General features: G+C 67.3%; 17 protein-coding genes. 15 read left to right on the top strand and 2 right to left on the bottom strand.

What is annotated here, in order from left to right; genetic code table 11:
• The first annotated feature begins 138 nt into the window (after positions 1-138).
• The 3 genes from CTE05_RS15100 to CTE05_RS15090 all read left to right on the top strand — a co-directional run bounded on the left by CTE05_RS15100 (position 139) and on the right by CTE05_RS15090 (position 3,246).
• Positions 139-2,004, top strand: coding sequence for a DUF4012 domain-containing protein (locus CTE05_RS15100; RefSeq protein WP_146847140.1), 1,866 nt, complete (start codon positions 139-141; stop codon positions 2,002-2,004).
• A gap of 173 nt (positions 2,005-2,177) precedes the next feature.
• The gene (locus tag CTE05_RS15095) at positions 2,178-2,594 is read left to right on the top strand and encodes a peptidase (RefSeq protein WP_246123666.1); all 417 of its coding nucleotides are present in this window, start codon (positions 2,178-2,180) and stop codon (positions 2,592-2,594) included.
• 178 nt (positions 2,595-2,772) lie between these two features.
• A complete protein-coding gene (locus CTE05_RS15090) occupies positions 2,773-3,246 on the top strand; it encodes a GNAT family N-acetyltransferase (RefSeq protein WP_246123664.1) in 474 nt (157 codons plus the stop codon).
• Positions 3,247-3,381: 135 nt separating this feature from the next.
• On the opposite strand, the gene CTE05_RS15085 is transcribed toward CTE05_RS15090, so the two are convergent.
• Positions 3,382-4,938 (bottom strand): tyrosine-protein kinase domain-containing protein, encoded by a 1,557-nt coding sequence (locus CTE05_RS15085; protein ID WP_146847137.1) that lies wholly within the window; start codon positions 4,936-4,938, stop codon positions 3,382-3,384.
• A 206-nt stretch (positions 4,939-5,144) separates the two neighbouring features.
• Between CTE05_RS15085 and CTE05_RS15080 the strand changes: the two genes are divergently transcribed.
• The 9 genes from CTE05_RS15080 to CTE05_RS15040 all read left to right on the top strand — a co-directional run bounded on the left by CTE05_RS15080 (position 5,145) and on the right by CTE05_RS15040 (position 15,885).
• On the top strand, positions 5,145-6,653 hold the full coding sequence (locus tag CTE05_RS15080) for a sugar transferase (RefSeq protein ID WP_246123663.1): 1,509 nt from the start codon (positions 5,145-5,147) through the stop codon (positions 6,651-6,653).
• Between the two features lie 68 nt (positions 6,654-6,721).
• Positions 6,722-7,840 carry a glycosyltransferase gene (locus CTE05_RS15075; protein WP_146847136.1) on the top strand — a complete coding sequence of 373 codons (1,119 nt, stop codon included), beginning with the start codon at positions 6,722-6,724 and terminating at the stop codon, positions 7,838-7,840.
• Positions 7,827-8,810, top strand: coding sequence for a glycosyltransferase family 4 protein (locus CTE05_RS15070; protein WP_146847135.1), 984 nt, complete (start codon positions 7,827-7,829; stop codon positions 8,808-8,810). The genes CTE05_RS15075 and CTE05_RS15070 overlap by 14 nt, the downstream gene beginning before the upstream one ends.
• Before the next feature lie 113 nt (positions 8,811-8,923).
• A complete protein-coding gene (locus tag CTE05_RS15065; RefSeq protein WP_146847134.1) occupies positions 8,924-9,913 on the top strand; it encodes a glycosyltransferase in 990 nt (329 codons plus the stop codon).
• Between the two features lie 412 nt (positions 9,914-10,325).
• The gene (locus tag CTE05_RS15060; protein WP_186814886.1) at positions 10,326-11,375 is read left to right on the top strand and encodes an O-antigen ligase family protein; all 1,050 of its coding nucleotides are present in this window, start codon (positions 10,326-10,328) and stop codon (positions 11,373-11,375) included.
• A 260-nt stretch (positions 11,376-11,635) separates the two neighbouring features.
• A complete protein-coding gene (locus CTE05_RS15055) occupies positions 11,636-12,574 on the top strand; it encodes a polysaccharide pyruvyl transferase family protein (protein WP_186814885.1) in 939 nt (312 codons plus the stop codon).
• Between the two features lie 24 nt (positions 12,575-12,598).
• Positions 12,599-13,876 (top strand): lipopolysaccharide biosynthesis protein, encoded by a 1,278-nt coding sequence (locus tag CTE05_RS15050; protein ID WP_186814884.1) that lies wholly within the window; start codon positions 12,599-12,601, stop codon positions 13,874-13,876.
• 186 nt (positions 13,877-14,062) lie between these two features.
• On the top strand, positions 14,063-15,388 hold the full coding sequence (locus CTE05_RS15045; RefSeq protein ID WP_146847130.1) for a UDP-glucose dehydrogenase family protein: 1,326 nt from the start codon (positions 14,063-14,065) through the stop codon (positions 15,386-15,388).
• A 2-nt stretch (positions 15,389-15,390) separates the two neighbouring features.
• Entirely contained in the window at positions 15,391-15,885 is a 495-nt protein-coding gene (locus tag CTE05_RS15040) for a CAP domain-containing protein (RefSeq protein WP_186814883.1), read from the top strand.
• On the opposite strand, the gene CTE05_RS15035 is transcribed toward CTE05_RS15040, so the two are convergent.
• The gene (locus CTE05_RS15035; RefSeq protein WP_186814882.1) at positions 15,882-16,313 is read right to left on the bottom strand and encodes a VanZ family protein; all 432 of its coding nucleotides are present in this window, start codon (positions 16,311-16,313) and stop codon (positions 15,882-15,884) included. The genes CTE05_RS15040 and CTE05_RS15035 overlap by 4 nt on opposite strands.
• Before the next feature lie 60 nt (positions 16,314-16,373).
• Here CTE05_RS15035 and CTE05_RS15030 point away from each other — a divergent pair, with 60 nt between their 5' ends.
• From CTE05_RS15030 to CTE05_RS15020, 3 genes are all read left to right on the top strand, one after another.
• On the top strand, positions 16,374-16,796 hold the full coding sequence (locus CTE05_RS15030; RefSeq protein WP_146847127.1) for a MarR family winged helix-turn-helix transcriptional regulator: 423 nt from the start codon (positions 16,374-16,376) through the stop codon (positions 16,794-16,796).
• Positions 16,793-18,124, top strand: coding sequence for an MFS transporter (locus CTE05_RS15025; RefSeq protein WP_146847126.1), 1,332 nt, complete (start codon positions 16,793-16,795; stop codon positions 18,122-18,124). Before CTE05_RS15030 ends, CTE05_RS15025 begins: the two co-directional genes overlap by 4 nt.
• 165 nt (positions 18,125-18,289) lie before the next feature.
• Positions 18,290-19,541, top strand: a 1,252-nt coding sequence (locus tag CTE05_RS15020) for an Ig-like domain repeat protein (protein WP_186814881.1), incomplete at its 3' end; no start/stop codon positions are given.

Raw genomic sequence — 19,541 nt, 5'->3', positions numbered from 1 at the left:
GGCACCCGACGGGACCCGCACCTCCACCCGATCGGCCCAGGCTGCCTCGCGCCTGGACGGCTCACCCAGGGCGCGCCGGTACCATTCCGACCGCGGTCGCCTGCCCGGGCGGCGGTTCGCCAGGGGGAGAGAGACGTCGTGACGCACCCGGGATGGGGAGACGGCTGGAACGCACAGCCCGTCCCCGAGGCGCCCGAGCACCCCGAGACGGTCCGCCGACGACGCAGCAGCTACGTCCGCGCGCGCCGCCGCCGGAACCTGCGCCGCGTGCTCGTCGGCTGCGGCGTCGCGCTGCTGGTCGTCGTCGCCCTGGGGGTCTGGCTGGCCGTCGACGCGAAGCGTGCCGCCGACGCGCTCCAGGCCGCTCGCGGCGACGTGCGGGACCTGCAGGAGCAGGTGCGGGCCGGCGACTCCGACGCCGCGGACAAGACCCTGGTGCAACTGCAGGCGCACGCCTCGACGGCCGCGCTGTCGACCAGCGGTCCCGTCTGGACACTCGCGGGCAGCTTGCCGTGGGTCGGCCAGAACGTCGACGCCGTGCAGACGGTCGCGCAGGCCGTCGACGACCTCGCCCAGCACGCCCTCCCGTCACTGATGCAGGCGAGCAACCTGGTGGATCCCGCCGCGCTCGCTCCCGTGGACGGCCGCGTGAACCTCGCGCCGCTCCAGGAGGCGGCACCGGCGATCGTCGCCGCCGACGACGCCGTCCAGATCACCGCCCAGCAGCTCGACGACCTGGACACGTCGTCCCTGCTCCCGTTCGTCGCCGAGCCCGTCGAGACCCTGCAGGACCAGGTGGCCGACGTCGCCGTGACCACGGCGACCGCGTCACGCGCCGCCCAGCTGCTGCCCGCGATGCTGGGCGCCGACGGACCGCGCAACTACCTCGTCCTCGTGCAGAACAACGCCGAACAGCGGGCCACCGGGGGCATCCCCGGCTCCGTGCTGCACCTGCGCGCCGACGGGGGCGCCGTCACCGTCGTCGAGGAGCGGTCCGGCGGCTCCCTCGGCGGCCTCGCCGAGCCGGTGCTGCCGCTCACCGACGCGGAGCAGTCCCTCTTCGGCCCGCTGCTGGGCGCCGACATGCGTGACGTCACGTTCACGCCCGACTTCCCGCGGTCGGGCGCGCTGGCGAAGGCGATCTGGGAGCAGGAGGTGGGCGGCACCATCGACGGCGTGCTGTCCGTCGATCCCGTCGCCCTCGGGCTCGTGCTCGACGCCACGGGTCCTGTGCAGCTCTCCGACGGGACCACGCTCAGCGGCGACGACGCCGCGCAGCGCCTGCTCAACCAGGTCTACCTCGACCTGGAGGACCCGCAGGACCAGGACGCGTTCTTCTCCGACACGTCACGGTCGGTGTTCGCCGCGGTCGTCGGTGGCCAGGGTGACGCACCCGCCGTGGTGGACGCGCTCGCCGAGGCGGCGCGGCAGGGACGGTTGATGGTGTGGTCCGCCGACGAGGGGGAGCAGGAGCTCCTGGCACCGACCGTCCTCGGCGGATCGCTGCGGGGCGTCGACGACGACTCGGCCGTCATCGGCGTCTATCTCAACGACGGAACCCAGGCCAAGCTCGGCTACTACCTGGACCTGACGATCGACGGCGAGGTGACGGAGTGCCGTCCCGACGGGTCCCAGCTCGTCCGCGCGGTCGTGACGCTGCAGTACAACGCGCCTCCGGATGCGGCCGACCTGCCGTCCTACCTGGTCGGCCTGGACAACATCGTCCCGCTCGGTGAAATTCGGACAAATACCCTGATCTACGCGCCCACCGGGGGCGGAATCGATTCAGTGCGGGTGAATACTGATCCGCAGGGCCTGCTCGCACAGATCCACGACGACCTGGGCGTAGGCGCTCGGACATTCACTCTCAAACCCGGCGAAAGCGGCTCCTTGGAGCTGGACATCGTCACCGGAAAAGAACAGCGCGGTGACCTGCGCATTCGCTCCACGCCGACCGCCCGCCAAAAGGGTGACGCAGTCCTGGGTACCGCATGCGAGATGTAGAAGGTACGGTTGCCCCTAGTCACAAGACGCCACTCCTGTAACACGACTGTCCGGGGGGACACCCAATGAAGATTCGTCGCACCGCTCTGGTCGCTGTTGCTGCCGTGGCACTTGCTCTCGTTCCGTCCGCCGCCTTTGCCTATGGCGCCGGGGACTACTCGAACCGCGGAACCGTGTCCGACACGACGCCCGCCGCCGGTGAGAGCTTCACCGTGACGGTCACCGGCCCCGCCGGCGCCCAGGTCACGCTGACCATCACCAGCAACCCCGCGTCGATCCCGGACTCCGCGATCACCATCGCCGGGACGAAGTCGCTCACCAAGACCACGAACTCCTCGGGCACGGCGGTCTTCACCGTCACGCTGAGCCAGGCCGGCACCTTCACGCTGGTCGCCACCGACACCGTCTCCGGTGCCGTCCTCAGCTCGCAGGCCGTGTCCGTCGCCGGCGCTGCCGGCTCCGGTGCGGGCAACCTGAGCTCGACCGGGTCGAACGCGCTGCCGATCGCCCTGGGCGCCGGTGCGCTGGTCCTCGTCGGCGCCGGTGGCGTCGTCATGGCCCGTCGTCGCTCGGCTGACGTCGCCGCCTGAACCACCTCGCACTGACCGAGAGCCCCGCACCGGATGGTGCGGGGCTCTCGTGCGTACGGGGGCGGACGGCCTCTCACGCTCGACACTCCTTCAACCTGGTCACCACCTGGCTGCGCCGGTAGGCGGTACGTTCCATCGGGTGCTCCCTGCTGCTACCGCCCGCCTGTGCTTCCGTGAGATGACGGACGACGACCTCGATGCGATGGCGGCACTGCTGGGCGACCCCAACGTCATGACGTTCTACCCGGCTCCCAAGACCAGGCAGGAAGCCGCGGCGTGGATCGGCTGGAACCAGCGCAACTACGCCGAGCACGGCTATGGACTGTGGATCGTAGAGACCCACGACGGGCAGTTCGTCGGCGACTGCGGGCTGACGTGGCAAACGGTCAATGACGCGCCGAAACTCGAAGTCGGGTACCACGTCCGTCATGACCTGCAAGGTCGCGGGTACGCCACTGAGGCAGCCACTGCTTGCCGCGACTTCGCCCAGGAGATCCTCGGCGTGTCCGAGCTCGTCGCGATCATCCATCCCTTGAACGCCGCCTCCCGCCGCGTCGCAGAGAAGATCGGCATGGCTCACATCGGCGACGAAACCTCCAGCCACGCGGCCGACCGCATCGTCATGGGCACCGAGTTCGCCGCTACTGCCTAGCTGTCCGGGAGACAGCGAGTCGGTTGACGCCTCTGCCTCGGCCTGCCCCAGCGTTCGGAGACGCCCAAGACGCAGGGGCCGCACGACAGCGGCCCCGGACCGCGAGGGTCCAGGGCCGCCACGACGCCGGTCGGGTCAGCTGGTCGGACGCTGGTGCTGCGCCGGACCGTTCTGCGCCTGCTGACGCTGGAAGTCGCTCAGCTGCGTGTCGCTGAGCGAGTCACCGGGCCAGAGCGTCGTCGGACCGGTCAGGACCGACGGCTCCGACGGCTGCGGGGCACGGGCGGGCGGCGCAGGCTTGCGCTTCCTGCGTCCACCCCGACCCGAGTCGGCCGACGTGGCCGGAGTGGGGGAGTAGTCGTAGTACGCGTACTGGTCGCTCTGCTTGCGCTTCTGCCGGTTGACGACGATGCCGAGGATCCGCGCCCCGACGGTCTCCAGAGCACCGACCGACTCCGCCAGCTGGTTGCGGTGCAGCCTGTCCGCCCCGACGACGAGCAGAGCGCCACCGGTGAGCTTCGACAGGATCGCGGCGTCGGTGACGGGCAGCAGGGGAGCCGTATCGATGATGACGACGTCGTACTGCGAGGTCAGCTTCTCCAGCAGGTTCGCCATCGCGAGCGACCCCAGCAGCTCGCTGGGGTTCGGGGGCACCTGACCGGCCGGCAGCACGTGCAGGTAGCCGTTGCCCCACGGCTGGATGACGTCCTCGACGCTCGCGCGGCCGATCAGGACGGTCGTCAGACCGACCTTGCCCTCGAGACCCATGTACTTGGCGACGGACGGGCGACGCAGGTCGGCGTCGATCAGCGCGACCCGGGTCCCCGCGTCGGCCAGCGTGATCGCCACGTTGATCGACGTGGTCGACTTGCCCTCGCCCGGCAGCGACGACGTGATGACGATCGACTGCGGACGGTCGGCGATGTCGAGGAACTGCAGGTTCGTCCGCAGGCGCCGGAACGCCTCGGAGCGCTGGCTGTGCGGGCTGCTCTGGACGATGAGGGGGTGCTGAGGGGCGTCGGGGTCGTCGGGAATGACCCCGATGACGGAGGTGTCCGTGACACGGGCAACGTCCGCGTCGGAGCGTACGCGGGTGTCGAGCACGGCTCGGAGGACAGCGACACCTACGCCGACGGCGAGGCCGAGAAGCATGCCCAGAGCAAGATTGAGCTTGAGGTTGGGCGAAGACGGCCCCTCGGGCGAGACAGCATCGCGAACGATCGAGATCTTCACGGCGGAGGCACCGCCGTCGCTAGGTGTCTCGAGGTCGGCGATCACCGACTTGAACTCCTCGGCGATGGCGTCGGCGGTCGCGGCCGCCATCGCGGGGTTCTCGTCGGTGACGGCGACGTTGATGAGGGAGGTGTTCAGCGGAGAACTGGCACTCACGCGGGACGCCAGAACCTCAGAGCGGTCCTCGAGGCCGAGTTCCTCGATGACGGGCCGCAGAACGAGCGGGCTGGTCACGAGCTGGGTGTACGAAGACACCTGTTGGCGCGTGAAGTTCGAGCCCTGCAGCAGATCGCTCGACGACTCGCCGGCCTTGACCGAGACATAGAGCTGCGTCGACGCCTGGTACATCGGGGTGGTGACCAGCGATACCGCGATCGCGAGCGCCGCGCCCAGCAGGGTGAACACGGCAATGGACAGCCATCGCTTGCGCAGAATGACCCAATAGTCCTGAAGCTCCACTGCCCGTTCTCCCCTGCTCGGATATGCGCGGGCGCAAGTCTCTCATAGCCCATGGCCACGCGGAGCGCGGGTGAAAACGAGTCGCAGGAGCAACTTGACCCCTTTAGGCCGAATCCCATGATTCCGTCGGCGACGCGTCGCGGTACGATTCGACCTTCACGTTTTCTGCGGCTCGGTCTGCGGAAGGCGGACACCGGGGGGTAAACGTGGCGAAATCGGACACGCGCGAGCCTGCTGTGCGGTTCGTGCCGCAACAGTTCGCGCGCTCGACACACCTGTCCGCTGCGACGGCGAATCCCCGATGGCGTGATCTCGCGCTTCGTCTTTGGACGACCGACTCCGCGGCAGTCGTCGTTGCGGTAGCCGTCGCGTACCTCGTGCGATTTGACCACACCGGCCTGGCGATCGTTTCTGGAGAGTTCTCTCCGTCTTACCTCTCGGTGTCGGCGGCACTCGCCGCGGCGTGGCTCGCTGCTCTTGCGGTGGGTCGAACCCGCGACCGGCGTGTTCTCGGTAGCGGTCCGGCTGAGTTCTCTCGCGTGTTCAACGTCACCTGGCGACTCTTCGCCGCCGTGGCCGTTGTCGCCTACCTCCTGCGCATGGAGATCGGTCGCGGATATCTCGGCTTCGCTGCGCCGCTGGGGCTGGCACTCATCCTCGGCGGCCGGATGTGGTGGCGACGCTGGCTGCACTCCCGTCGCGAGACAGGCACGTACCAGTCGGGGATCCTCGTCATCGGACATCGCGACAAGGCCGCGGGCCTGATCGGGGAGTTGCACAAGAACTCACGTGTCGGATTCACGGTGCTCGGTGTCTGTGTTCCCACGGGGGAGATCATCGACGGCGAGCTCATTGGCGGCGTTCCAGTGCTCGGCGGAATGGACCGCGCTGCAGAGATCGCCGAGCGCATCGGAGCATCCGCGGTCGCCGTCACTGGCGCCGATGCGATCACCTCCGAGACGGTCCGGCAGCTCGGATGGGACCTCGAAGGAAAGGGCATCGACCTCGCCCTGACGCTCTCTCTCGTTGACGTTGCCGGACCCCGTGTGCTCATGCGGCCGGTCAACGGCCTTCCGATGATGTACGTAGACGAGGCCAGGTTCACCGGGGGCAAGTACATCCTCAAGTCGCTGTTCGACTGGGTGATGGCCGCCATGATCACGGTCCTACTACTACCGGTGCTCGCAGTCGTTGCACTCCTCGTCCGGGCGACCAGCCCTGGGCCCGTGCTCTACCGGCAGGAGCGCATCGGTAAGGATGGTCGGCGCTTCCGGATCTTCAAGTTCCGGACCATGGTCGTGGGCGCGGACAAGCGGCTTGCCGAGGTGCTGGCCGAGCAAGGTGCCAACTCGGTTGGGATGTTCTACAAGCCGACGAACGATCCCCGAGTGACGCCCATCGGCCGCGCCCTGCGCAAGTACTCCCTCGACGAGCTTCCGCAGTTGCTGAATGTCCTGTTGGGTGACATGAGTCTCGTCGGGCCCCGGCCGCAGATCGACGCGGAGGTTGCCCAGTACGACCGGGCCGCGCACCGACGTCTCCGCGTGAAGCCCGGCCTCACTGGCCTCTGGCAGGTCTCTGGAAGATCGACACTTGCGCCCGAGGATGGCATTCGTCTCGACGTCAGCTATGTCGAGAACTGGACGCTGTTCGGTGACCTGCTCATCCTCGCCCGGACTGTCCGGGTCGTCACCAGCGGCGACGGCGCTCGCTAGTGGCCGGTGGTGTCCTTGTCCACGAGTGGCTCGCTAGAACTGGCGGTTCAGAGAACGTCTTCGACGCGATGGTTGAGGCGTTCCCATCCGCAGACCTCTTGTGTCTGTGGTCGGACGTCGCAGACCGCTACCCGGGCCGGACGTTCCGCGAGACTGCTATCGGCCGATCGCCTCTGCGCGGGCGGAAGGCGGCGATGCTGCCGGTGCTCCCGATCGCATGGCGTCGCCAGCCCGGGTCCTACGACTGGGCGCTCGTGAGCTCGCACCTCTTCGCTCATCACGTCTCATTCCGCGGTTCACCGGCTTCGTTCGAGAAGTACGTCTACGTTCACAGTCCGGCTCGGTACCTGTGGGAGCCGACCATGGACACGCGAGGCGCGTCGCCACTGGTCCGTGGCGCGGCCTTGCCGCTGCGGATGATCGACCGCGCTCGTGCGCGTGAGATCACGCGCACGGCTTCGAACAGCTCGTTCGTTCGTGACCGAGTCCGGAGAGCCTGGGGTATCGACTCCGAGGTGATCTACCCACCGGTGGAGGTCGAGCGGATCGCGAGCGTCGAGCGATGGGAAGACAGGCTCCTGCCTCTCGAGATGTCAGTGCTCGCCGGTCTGCCTAAAGACTTCGTCCTCGGCGCGTCCAGGTTCGTTCCGTACAAGGCGCTCGACCTCGTCATCCGCGCCGGTGAGTACAGCGGGCTCCCGGTGGTTCTGGCTGGGGACGGTCCCGACATGCCTCGTCTCCGTGCAATCGCTGAGACTGCCAACGTTCCGGTCTACTTCGTCGGCCGCGTCTCTGACGAGATGCTGTACGCGCTCTACCAGCGCACGACCGTCTACGTCTTCCCGGCGATCGAGGATTTTGGCATCATGCCCGTCGAGGCGATGGCTGCCGGCGCGCCAGTCGTCTGCGGGAGGCTAGGTGGCGTCACGGAGTCGGTGATTGACGGTCTGACCGGAAGCCACGTGGACTTTCAGGACTGCGTGTCCGTCCGAGCCGGGATGCGCGCGGCCGAGGGATTGCGAGGCGCGACGATTTCGCAGAGCGCAGCCCGCTTCGACCGCTCCGAGTTCACTCGGCGGATTCGCGTCTTTGCTCGGGTCGAGCCTTCGCCGACGAATGACGGAACGCACACCGCGGTAGCGGAGCAACCCAGCGCGTCCAGGGCGGTTCGACGTGACGACCGCTGACGGACGTTGGCGCGGCCAGCACGGGATCGGCCGCTTCTCTTCCGAGGTGCTAGGACGCCTCGAGGTCGATCGCGCCATCGAACCGGGCATTCGCCCCGCGTCACTGCTCGATCCCGCCTACGTGGCGTGGTCAATGCGCGACCGTGGCCGCGAGGTCTACTACACGCCCGGATTCAACGCTGGCCTTCGTGGACGGTATCGCCAGATGCTGACCCTCCATGATCTGATTCATCTCGACGTACCCGCCGAGACCTCGGTCCACAAGCGCGTCTACTACGAGAAGATCGTGCGCCCTGCTGTTCGGGAGACTGGCCGAGTGTTCACCGTGTCCGAGTTCTCACGAAGGCGAGTCGCCGAATGGGCCGGGCTTGACGCGGACCAGGTCGTCAACGTCGGTGTGGGCTGCTCATTCCCCACGGCGAGCGAAGATGAGCTCCTCCTGAAGCAGGAGCGAGAGCGCGATGAGGCTGCAGTGCTCTTCGTCGGCAACGGTAAGCCGCATAAGAATCTCGGTCTTGCACTACAGGCGATCGCCCGTCTGCCTACGACGTATCGGTTCGTGACGGTCGGGGTCGACGAGCCGACGCTCCGCCAGGCCGCGGCTAGCGCCGGAGTGCCTCCGGAGCGGATCGACCGCCACATGGGGGTGACGGAGGACGCGCTCCGCGGGTTCTATCTCGCGGCCTCGTGCGTCGCCATGCCGTCGGTCTACGAAGGCTTTGGACTGCCAGCGCTGGAAGGCATGGCCGTCGGGACGCCGACCGCCTTCGTCGCGGAGGCTGTCGGCGAGACACTTGGCGAGTTGGGCTTCCCCTCCTCAAACGAGCCCGACGACTACGCGCACGCGGTGCGGTGCGCCGTTGAGGCAGGTCCGCAGCTGGCTTCGAAACTCCGGGACAGGGCTGCCAACTACACCTGGGACGCTACTGCGGACACAGTACGGACGACCCTGAAAAGCCTCGATGTCTAGCGAGCGCGGATACCTCGGCTGGCGCCGACAGCCAGGGCGTCTGACATGCACAAGTCGACAGGGCCGCGGAGGGGCGGATCAAGCCGACTGGGCCGATGTGAACGTCCCTGAGAATGCATCCCCAAAGAGTGTGGAGCAGAGCAGTTGCGCGCATGGAACTCGCCGTCCTACGCCTCCACGAGCGTCACTGGATTCGTCGATGGGCTCGTTCGGTGACTGAGCAAGTTACTGGCGTCGTTGTTCTCAATTGGCGAGACACGGGTCGCACCATCGAGTGTGTGCGGTCACTCTTGGAGGTATTCCCCCCGTCAAGTGTAATGGTCCTCGACAACGAAGCGACGGGAGCGCTCCGCGAAGCCCTTCGGAGATTCAACCCAGATATCCCTGTACATGAGTTTAGGGAGAATCGCGGTTTCGCAGGTGCCATGAACACCGGGATCGCGCTACTGGAAGCACTCGGGTTCTCGAGAATTCTAGTCGTAAACAACGACGTCGTCATCAACGCCCATGCGATCGCTCCCCTTCTCGAGCCAGACATCCTCGCGGAGAACGTTATTCTTGCGGCACCCGTTCTCATTGAAGAAGGTGCACGACATTCGCCCGCGTCGCGGTTGAACCCATGGACGGCGGCGATTCGCCCTCTGAAGCAAAATGAACCGGCTGACTTTTTGACCTGGGCTTGCGTGCTTGTCGACGCTGAAAAGTTTCACACCGTGGGAGGGCTGAACGAGAGCTACTTCATGTATTGGGAAGATGTTGAGTTCGGGTATCGCTGTGCACGTGCGGGTCTCGCCCAGCGTGTGGTGGAGGCGGCCTCTGTCCACCATGCTCGGTCCGCCTCCCATGGTAACGCCGGTCCAAGAATCGACAGATATCAGGCTCTCGGCCTCGTCGTATTCGGGCGCTCCGACTGGCGCGTGAAGTTCGTCGGAGCTCCAATTCGCATAACTGTCCGAATTGCGAAGCGTCTGGCTCAACGTCGTTGGGTCAACGCCCTCGAAGTCATTCGGGGTGTGGCAGTCGGGCTTACGCTCAAAGAGCCGGCCTACACCAGCAGTCGCGTTGTTCCTCAAACAATCACTAAGCCAGCGGAGGGCAAGTGACTACGCCGGAACCACCTGGCCGCTCGGTCGATTCGGGGAGCCACTCTGCCGTCTGCCACGGGGCGGAGGCGCGCCAGTGAATCCCGATTCACGCTTTGATCGCCAGTCCTCCGCTAGCACAGCCAGCGTGCCCCGAACGGGTTCCTCGACACCGTTCACCACCACCAGAGGCAGGCTTCGCGGTTCGCGAGCGCTGGAAGCGTTTATCGCAGTATGCGTGGTCGCGGCGGCCACCGACCGGATAGATCTGGCGCGAGGCGGTGCCCCGCTGGTGATCACACCGTACATCGCCCTGATTCCGTGCATCATGACAGTCATGGTTGTTCGCGCATTGAGCGGGCACCGCGCAAACCCGATATCTCGGGACGCAAGATCTGGCGTCTTTCTAATGGCTGGGTTTATCGTGCTGGCCATGATCTCCGTCATGGCCATCGGCGGAGACGGATTGTCGACCGGACGGGTGCTGCTCCTGCTCGCTCTCGTTGTGAGCGCTGCATCCATCGTCTGGCTAGCCCTGACGGTCGATACGGCGTGGACGTTGCGTGCAGCTGGATGGGGGCTGATTGCAGGAAGCCTTGTACTCGACACTCTCAGCCTCTTCTCATGGCTGCGATTCGGTACCGGGCACGCAGTACTGCTCGGGCCAATCGACATTACGGCTGGGTCTATCGGGCAGGACATACCGCGCCTCTCCGGGCTCTCGTTGGACCCAAATCGTGGAGCGTTCACGGCTGCGGTTGCGGTTCACCTCGTCGTCCTCGAACCATTGACGAGCCGCTTTCGGATGGCCGTGGTTTCATTGGCTGCCCTCTTTGGGTCGGGGCTAATCGTAGTGGCATCGGTCTCGCGAAGTGGAGCAATAGCTTGGCTAATTTGCGCTATCGGTGCCGTCGTTCAAGCACCTCGGGGGCGGCAACGTCGCCGCGTTGCCGGCGCTCTGATGTTTGCCTCGGTCACGGTGGTCTTCGTCGTTGCACGAATCATCTCCGCAAATGGAGCAATCGACCTCGCCTTGGTCACAAACCGACTCGACTTGAGCGAGGGAACATCAGGTGGGGAACACCTTAGCCTGTATCGGATCGCTGCCGAGTCCATAGCTGCGGGTCCGATGCAACCGTGGGTAGGCGCCGGTTTCGGACGGTCCTACCTCGAGGTCGCGGAAGTCTTCGCTGGGTCAACCTACGGAAACTTTCACTCCCTCTACCTCACTGCACTGGTGGAGATGGGGATCGTCGGCTTGGTTGTCATCCTCATACTAGTAGTCGCTCCGACGCTGAGCGCTCGACGATGGCTGGCACTGGCGACGGTCGCGTTTGGAGTCTTCTATCAGAGCATCATGGATCCGATCTTCTGGTTTGTGATCTCGCTCCTCTGGATCGCGGGAACCACTTTCGATGCTGGTAGATCCGCGCGAGAAGTGGATGTATCTCAAAATATACGAGCGCGGCGCGAAGAGACATAATCTCCGCTTCGGACCTATTTCTGCTCAGGATGCGACGGACGGGAAGTAAAGTGGGCCACTATCCGCAAGACGATCTAATTGCGACAGTCGGAGCTTACGATCGATTTAATTATGGAGACCTGCTGTTTCCGCTGGTTCTGGACTCGGCGGCCTCGAAGCTGGGCCTAGCGCCGTTGGCGCACTTTTCCGTTCGAGCCGCTGACATGTCCAGTGCGGCAGGATTTTCGTGCGGTTCGATAGGGTCTCAAGAATTCGCGTCAATGCGCGGAATCGTCATCGGTGGGGGAGAGGTTCTCGGTGCGCGCTGGGGAGAGGCGCTCATCTCCCAGATGAAGAGCCCCTGGGACCTTGGCGCGCTCGCCATCAACAAGGTGGCTGGGCGGGCGCTTGATGGGTTCGCCATGCGGCGAGCCGGAGGTCGTACAAGGTCCCCGTTCATTCCGCAGATCGGTGGGCAGCAGCGGCTCTCTACAAATGCAATCGGTGCATCTTCGCTCGACCGGCTCCCCGCCGAATATCGTCAGAGCGTTGTATCGACACTGCAAAGAGCATCTTACGTGAGCGTGCGCGACGAAGTCGGTCTCGAACGCCTGCGAGAGGTGGGAATTGGTGCGACGCTCGCACCGGACAGCGTCGCCGTTCTCGCGGAATTGCGCCCTCCCAGACGGGAGCAAGGGGAATCGATGGTAGTCCAGTGTTCGAGGAGCTGGCTCCGGCGCGACGGGCGGAGCCTGGTGGCTTTCGTTCGGGAGGCCGCTCGCCAATTTGAACGCGTCGAACTGTTGCCGATCGGGCTCGCCGGCGGGCATGGAGATGTCGAAGCGATGCGCGCTGTCGAGCGGCGAGTCGGACTAGATACCGTCTCGGTGACGCCGGTGAGTTCGATATGGGATATTGCGGACACGATCTCCAGCTCCCAAGTGTTTGTCGGAACAAGCTTGCACGGCCATATATCTGCAATGGCGTACGGCGTGCCGTCCATTGCGCTGGCTGGCATATCGAAATTGGAGGCCTACGTCAACACCTGGGCTCGGGGCGATGTGCCGATCTCAGAGGGCGCACATCTGGAAAGCGCGCTCGAGCGTGCTCTGACGAGGGAGCGATCCATCCTGCTGGAGAACGGACAGCGCCTCGCTTCGCTTGCCGCCCGCAGCACGGAGAACACCCTGTCGTCTGTAGCGATCTCCCTTCGCGACTGATCGAGGATGCGAAGACTAGCGCGGATGAGGTCCGCACTCTCCGGCCCTTCGTCGATCGTGATTAGCCGAATCGCCTCGGCGATGCTTGGTGTCGTGAGCGCGCCGATACTAGCGCGGGCGCTCGGACCAGACGGTCGGGGTCAGACGGCGGCTGCGCTGGCGCTAACTGGGCTGCTTCCCATTGCTCTATCATTCGGAATCCCGATTGTCGCCCGAAGGCGCGGAGCGAGCGGCGAGGAAGTGGCTCCCACGGTACGGGCGATCAGGCTCTTCGGCCTGGTGGTGGGTGCCCTTGGCGGGCTCATCGCATACTTCAGCACCCTCTCGATTCTCGAATCGTTGCCCCATCCTGCAAAGTTCGCACTCGTCGTCTCGGGCATCGGATGCAGTGCGAGTGGACTGCTCTGGATTTCCGACGTGAATATATTGATTGCTCGTGAGCGGCATGGCGCCTTTGCACTGGTAAACCTAACGTCGGGTGCGGTGTTCACTACCCTCGTGGCCATTTTTGCGTTGATTGGTAAAATTTCTGTCTCCGCGGTGATTTGGTTGAACTTAGCCGCGATGGTCACCACGCTAGTCGTGTCAAGTTGCCTCCTCCGAGTCGGCATCCGTGGACCCCGCGCGCGCACCCGTGTCCTGCTGGTGGAGTCGCGCAGGTTCTACGGCGCCCAGCTTGCAGAAGCATCGTCCTATCGACTCGACCAGTTCTTTGCGCTCCCGATCATTGGCGCCCACGCCGCTGGTCTGTACTCCGTAGCGGCGACCATTTCGCTCCTGCCGATGGCCGTAGGTCAGGCGGTCGGATCGAGCACGTTCCGTCGATTTGTGCGGGCAACCTCCACGGGAACGTTTCGTGCCGACTTCTCTACCGACCTGCGCGGCGCGGTCGTGGCTGGGTGGGCTGCGTCACTCTCAGTCGCGGCGGCAACGCCTGCAATCGTTGTCCTCGGATTCGGCCGCGATTTCTCGGACGCGATAATTCCCGCACTGATTGCATTGGCGGGCTCCGTCGCGGTTGTAGGGAACTACGTTGTGAACTCCGGTTTGGTCGCGCTGAACAAGGGTTGGCAGCAAACGTCGGCTCAATTCGCCGGACTACTTGCCGGCTTGGTGCTGTTAGTGTTGTTGGGTCCGACTCTTGGTCCCTCTGGCGCTGCGCTGGCGTCGACACTTGGATACTGGCTAACGTTCTGGTGTGGGTATTTGGCGACTGGTCTCGGCCTTCGAGATCTCTCTCCGAGAGTTGGCGATCTTCGAGGGGCGCGCGACCTCTTCAGGCAGGGTCGGCAGGGTGCTTAGGTCGGAGAGGCATCAACGTGGTGCGTCGAGCGCGGAGCACATCGGTGCGACTCCCGCGATTGCCGCGCCCACGTCAGGACCAGGTCCAACGCGGCCATCGCGGTGAGGTATCACCCGCATCCGGGCAGGTTATCCGCGTTTCGGCCGATATAGTCGGCGCTTCCTGACACCCCTGGAGTGAGATCCGTGCGCCTCTCTGTCATCGGTTGTGGCTACCTCGGTGCCGTCCACGCGGCGAGCATGGCCTACCTCGGCCACGAGGTGATCGGCATCGACGTCGACCAGCGCAAGATCGAGGCGTTGCGTGCAGGTCAGGCGCCGTTCTACGAGCCGGGACTGCCGGAGCTGCTGGCCGAGGTGGGTGCCACGGGTCGTTTGACGTTCAGCGACGACATGGCAGACGCCGCGGGCGCGGACGTGCACTTCGTCTGCGTGGGGACCCCGCAGGTGCACGGGGAGTTCCGCGCGGACCTGACGTACGTGAACTCCGCCGTCGAGGCGCTGCGTCCGTACCTGCGTCCGGGTGACGTGGTGGCGGGCAAGTCGACGGTTCCGGTGGGGACGGCGGAGGCCATCGCCGGGGCGCTGGCGGAGACCGGTGCGGTGGTGGTGTGGAACCCGGAGTTCCTGCGTGAGGGGTTCGCGGTCGCGGACACGCTGCACCCGGACCGTCTGGTCTACGGCCTGCCGACGGACGAGGACGGCGAGCCGACGGCGGAGGGCACCAAGGCCCGTGCCGTGCTCGACGAGGTCTACGCGACGCCGCTGTCCGAGGACATCCCGCTCGTCGTCACCGACTACGCCACGGCGCAGCTTGTCAAGGTCGCGGCCAACTCGTTCCTGGCCACCAAGATCTCGTTCATCAACGCGATGGCCGAGCTGTGCGAGGCGACGGGCGCGGACGTGACGCGCCTGGCTGATGCGATCGGCTACGACGCGCGCATCGGCCGCCGGTTCCTCAACGCGGGTCTCGGCTTCGGTGGCGGGTGCCTGCCGAAGGACATCCGGGCGTTCATGGCCCGCGCGGGCGAGCTCGGCGTGAGTGACGCCCTGTCGTTCCTGCGCGAGGTCGACTCGATCAACATGCGGCGTCGCGTGCGCATGGTGGACCTGGCGCGCGAGGTGAGCGACGGGTCGATCGTCGGGAAGCGGATCGCCGTGCTCGGGGCGGCGTTCAAGCCCGACTCGGACGACGTGCGGGACTCGCCGGCGCTGTCGGTCGCGGCGCAGATGCAGCTGCAGGGTGCGCACGTCACCGTCACGGATCCGCAGGCCGTGGACAACGCGCGTGCCAAGTGGCCGGACCTGCGGTTCGCGAGCACGCCGCTCGAGGCCGCCAAGGACGCGGACGTGGTCCTGCTGGCCACCGAGTGGCCCGAGTACCGCGAGATCGACCCGGACGCCCTGGCGGCGGTCGTCGCGCACAAGCGCATCCTGGACGGCCGCAACGTGCTGGAGCCTGCCGTGTGGCGGGCGGCGGGCTGGACGTACCGGGCGCTGGGACGTCCCTGACGGTGTCCCGCCGGGGGGCGTTCGGGTGGGTGCTCGTCGTGGTCGGCGTCGTGCTCGCCTCGGTGGCGCTCTACCTCGCGCTGCGGCCCGAGCCGACGGGCGTGGAGCCGTGGTCGGCGGACGACGCGGATCCTCGGACGTACGCGGCTGAGCTCGTCGACGCGACCAATGCGGCGCGGGCGGACGAGGGCCTGACGGCGCTGGCGGTCTCGGAGTGTGCGACGGAGGCGGCGACCGGGCGCGCGGAGGACCTGAGCGGCGGCGCGGACCTGGAGCACGCGCCGCTGGCGCCGGTCATCGAGGCGTGCGCGCCGGCGTCGTCGGCGGCGGAGAACCTCGCTCGTGCCGCGGCGAGCCCGCAGGACGTGGTCGACGCCTGGCTGGACTCAGCGGGCCATCGGGCGAACCTGCTCGATCCCGATCTTGCCGAGGTCGGCATCGGCTGCCGGCTCGACGGGGACGAGATGCTCTGCTCGCAGGTGTTCCTCGGCCCTTAGCTGGCAGTTGCGGGTTCCGGGGCGCGCGACGGCCGTCGGGCGACCAGCACGACCGCCACCCCGACGACGGTCCCGAGGGTGTTGGCGACGAGGTCGCGCACGTCGGAGACGCGGTGGGGGAGGAACAGCAGCTGGGCGAGCTCGATGGCGCACGAGGTGGCCAGGCCCAGGGCGACGACCGTCCAGGCCGGCCAGCGGGGGCGGAGCAGGCTGACGAGGATGCCGAACGGGACGAACAGCGCGATGTTGGCGAGGAACTCCGTGGCGCTGTAGGTCAGGGGGATGCCGACGGAGTCGATCCAGCCCAGGACGGTGCGGACGAGGTCGAAGCCGTCGTCGTCGCCGAGCCGGGGCCACAGGGTCACGCGGGCGAGGCCGACGAGGTAGACGACGAAGAGCGCGATCGTCACCCGTCTGCTCCTCGTCACCGGCTCAGGGTAGGCGACGCCGACTGTCATTACGCAGGGTAATGATCTAGAGTAAGGATCATGCCCTCCTCCCGTGACCTCGCCGGCGAGCTCCGCATCGCCATCGGCCGGGCCTCACGGCGGATCCGGGCGGAACGGGGCGAGGCCGGCCTGACCGACCCGCAGTTCACGGTCCTCGCCTGGCTCACCAAGGAGGGCCCGCTGACCCCGGGCCAGCTGGCCGAGCGCGAGCGCATCCAGCCGCCGTCGATGACCCGCACGGTCAACGGCCTGGTGGAGCTGGGTCTCGTCGCGAAGGCGGAGCACCCGACCGACGGCCGGCAGGTCGTCGTGAGCCTCACGGACGCCGGTGTGGCGGAGGTCGACGAGACCCGACGTCGTCGGGACGCGTGGCTGGCCGACCGCCTCCGGCAGATGACCCAGGACGAGCGCACGCTGCTCGCCGACGCCGCCGAGCTGCTGCGGAGGATCGCCGCTTCATGAGTCCCACGTTCTCCTCGCTGAAGTTCCGGAACTACCGGCTGTGGTTCGCCGGGGCTCTGGTGGCGAACGTGGGCACCTGGATGCAGCGCGTCGCCCAGGACTGGCTGGTCCTCACCGAGCTCACGGACGAGTCCGGGGTCGCGGTCGGCATCACGACCGCCCTCCAGTTCGCCCCCGTGCTCCTGCTCTCCCCGTACGCGGGGCTGCTGGCGGACCGGGTGGACCGGCGCAAGCTGCTGATCGCGACGCAGGTGGGCCAGGGCATCCTCGCCGCCGGGCTGGGTGTCCTGGTGCTCAGCGGGCACGCTCAGCTGTGGCAGGTGTACCTGTTCGCGCTGGCCCTCGGGTGCGTCACTGCCATCGACGGGCCGGTCCGGCAGACGTTCGTGGCGGAGCTGGTGCCCGCGCACAAGCTGTCGAACGCGGTGGGCCTGAACAGCGCGTCGTTCAACGCCGCCCGCCTCATCGGCCCGGGCGTCGCCGGCCTGCTCATCGCCGCCGTCGGCACGGGGTGGGTGTTCGTCATCAACGCGGTCACGTTCGGCGCGACGATCTTCGCCCTCACGCGGATGCGCAGGTCCGAGCTGAGCCCGATGCCGACGACGGCGCGCGCCAAGGGGCAGCTGCGCGAGGGCATCGCCTACGTGCGGGGCCGCAGCGACATCCTCGTGATCATGGTCGTCGTCGGCGTCGTGTCCACGTTCGGCCTCAACTTCCAGCTGACCAGCGCGATGATGGCGCGCACCGAGTTCGGCATGGGGGCGGGGGAGTACGGGATCCTCGGCTCGGTGCTGGCCATCGGGTCCCTGACCGGGGCGCTGCTCGCCGCGCGACGGGAACGGCCACGCGTCCGCCTGGTCATCGGTGCCGCGTTCGGGTTCGGCATCGCGACGGGCGTGATGGCCCTCATGCCGACGTACCTGACGTTCGCGATCGCCTGCATCCCCGTCGGCCTCGCGTCGCTGACCATGATGACGGCCGCCAACGCGACCATCCAGCTGAGCACCGACCCCGCCGTACGGGGCCGGGTGATGGCGCTGTACATGATGGTGTTCCTCGGCGCGACGCCCATCGGCTCGCCCATCGTCGGCTGGATCGGGCAGACGTACGGCGCCCGCTGGGCCATCGGCGTCGGGTCGATCTCGGCCCTGCTCGTCGCCACCGGCGCGGCGCTGTGGGCGTGGAAGAAGTGGGACGTCACGGTCCGCTACCACGTGCGCAGCCGCCCCCACCTCGAGGTGCTCTACCCGGCACTGCCGGAGCGCCGCGCGCAGACGGCGGCCGAGCTCGGTGCCCAGGAGGCGGCGGACCGCCAGACGGCGGCCTGACGCCGGCCTGCACGACCCTCCCCATCGATCTGCCCGATTCGTGGGGACGAAAGGCTCATGTTCGGCCCCGAAGCTGACGATTACCGTCTTTTCGGGCTCGCACGGTGCGGGCCCGTCGGGTGCCACCGCAGCGGTGAGCGGCCATGTCATGCAGGGGGAGTGGGTATGCAGCGCAGCGGCACCGTGCTGGACCGTCGACGGAACGTCCGGGTGCGGCGGTTCCTCGTCGCCACCGGTCTGGCGGCTCTCGTCGTCGCCGGTCCGGTCGTGGGGGCCTACGCCGACGTCCCGGTCACCGGGGTGACGCTCACGGGCCGGGTCGTCGGTCCCGACGGGACCGCGGTCCGCGGTGCCAGCGTCACGCCGCAGCTCGACGGCGGGAGCCTCCCCCCGGCGGTCACCGGCGCCGACGGCACCTACGTCCTGCGCGACCTGGTCCCCGGGTCCTACGCCCTCCTCGTGGGTGCGCGGCCCGACACCGGCCTGCTGTCCGGCTACCACCCGGACGGTGCCTCCCCGCAGGTCCCGCAGCGCCTCACGGTCACCACGGCCCTCACGCAGGTGGCGCCGGACACCCGCCTGCAGCGCGGTGCGACGGTCGCGGGGACGGTCCGCCGTCTCGACGGGACCCCGGTGCCGTCCGCGGACGTGTGGGTCGACCTCGTCGGTCCCGGGGGGTACAGCTTCCCCGCGACGACGGACGTGTACGGCAAGTACCGCGTCGTCGGGGTGCGCAACGGCAAGGTCACCGTGTGGGCCGGCTCGACCCGCACCGGGGAGTGGGGTTCCGACTACTCCGGCATCGGCACGTTCTACGCGGGCGCCACCGGTACGCCGCGCCGCACGCAGGCCACGCAGGTGACGACGACCGCCGGCGGTGCGCTGACGGGCATCGACATCACGCTGCCGCCGCGCGGCACCGCTCCGTCCGCGCTCGCCATGACCCTCTCGCCGGCGAAGCCGACCGTCGGGCAGCCCGTCACCGTCACCGTGCAGGCGTCCGGTGCGGCCGGAACCCCGACGGGGACGATCGACCTCGCCGCGGACGGCTTCCTCGACGACGCGGTGCTCGACGGCCAGGGGAAGGCGACGATCACGTTCACGCCCGACGCCGGGACCGACTACGTGGAGCTGACCGCCACCTACGACGGCAGTGCGACCTATGCCGCGGCATCGGGCGCGGTCGACTTCCAGCCCGGTGACCAGCCCGTCGAGACGCGTCCCGTGCCGACGGTGACCGCCGTGTCCCCGTCGTCGGTCAGCACCGCGGGCGGCACCCGGGTGACGCTGACCGGCACGGGCTTCGACGCCACGGCGTCCGTCTCCGTCAACGGTGTCGCGGCCCAGGACGTCGTCGTCAGCTCGGCCACGTCCCTGCAGGCGACCGTCCCCGCGCACGCCGCCGGTACGGCCCGCC

Origin of the sequence: Cellulomonas terrae (genome assembly GCF_007990265.1) — a bacterium.
GTDB lineage: Bacteria > Actinomycetota > Actinomycetes > Actinomycetales > Cellulomonadaceae > Cellulomonas > Cellulomonas terrae.
Note: the sequence above shows the minus strand (reverse complement) of the source record. Positions and strands in the feature narration are given on the sequence as shown.

Bases quoted from the DNA above. Each gene is read 5' to 3' on its own strand.
- CTE05_RS15060 (WP_186814886.1), top strand. From the start codon at position 10,326: ATGATCTCCGTCATGGCCATCGGCGGAGACGGATTGTCGACCGGACGG.
- CTE05_RS15055 (WP_186814885.1), top strand. From the start codon at position 11,636: ATGCGCGGAATCGTCATCGGTGGGGGAGAGGTTCTCGGTGCGCGCTGG.
- CTE05_RS15075 (WP_146847136.1), top strand. From the start codon at position 6,722: ATGGTTGAGGCGTTCCCATCCGCAGACCTCTTGTGTCTGTGGTCGGAC.
- CTE05_RS15065 (WP_146847134.1), top strand. From the start codon at position 8,924: ATGCATCCCCAAAGAGTGTGGAGCAGAGCAGTTGCGCGCATGGAACTC.
- CTE05_RS15050 (WP_186814884.1), top strand. From the start codon at position 12,599: ATGAGGTCCGCACTCTCCGGCCCTTCGTCGATCGTGATTAGCCGAATC.
- CTE05_RS15030 (WP_146847127.1), top strand. From the start codon at position 16,374: ATGCCCTCCTCCCGTGACCTCGCCGGCGAGCTCCGCATCGCCATCGGC.
- CTE05_RS15090 (WP_246123664.1), top strand. From the start codon at position 2,773: ATGACGGACGACGACCTCGATGCGATGGCGGCACTGCTGGGCGACCCC.
- CTE05_RS15025 (WP_146847126.1), top strand. From the start codon at position 16,793: ATGAGTCCCACGTTCTCCTCGCTGAAGTTCCGGAACTACCGGCTGTGG.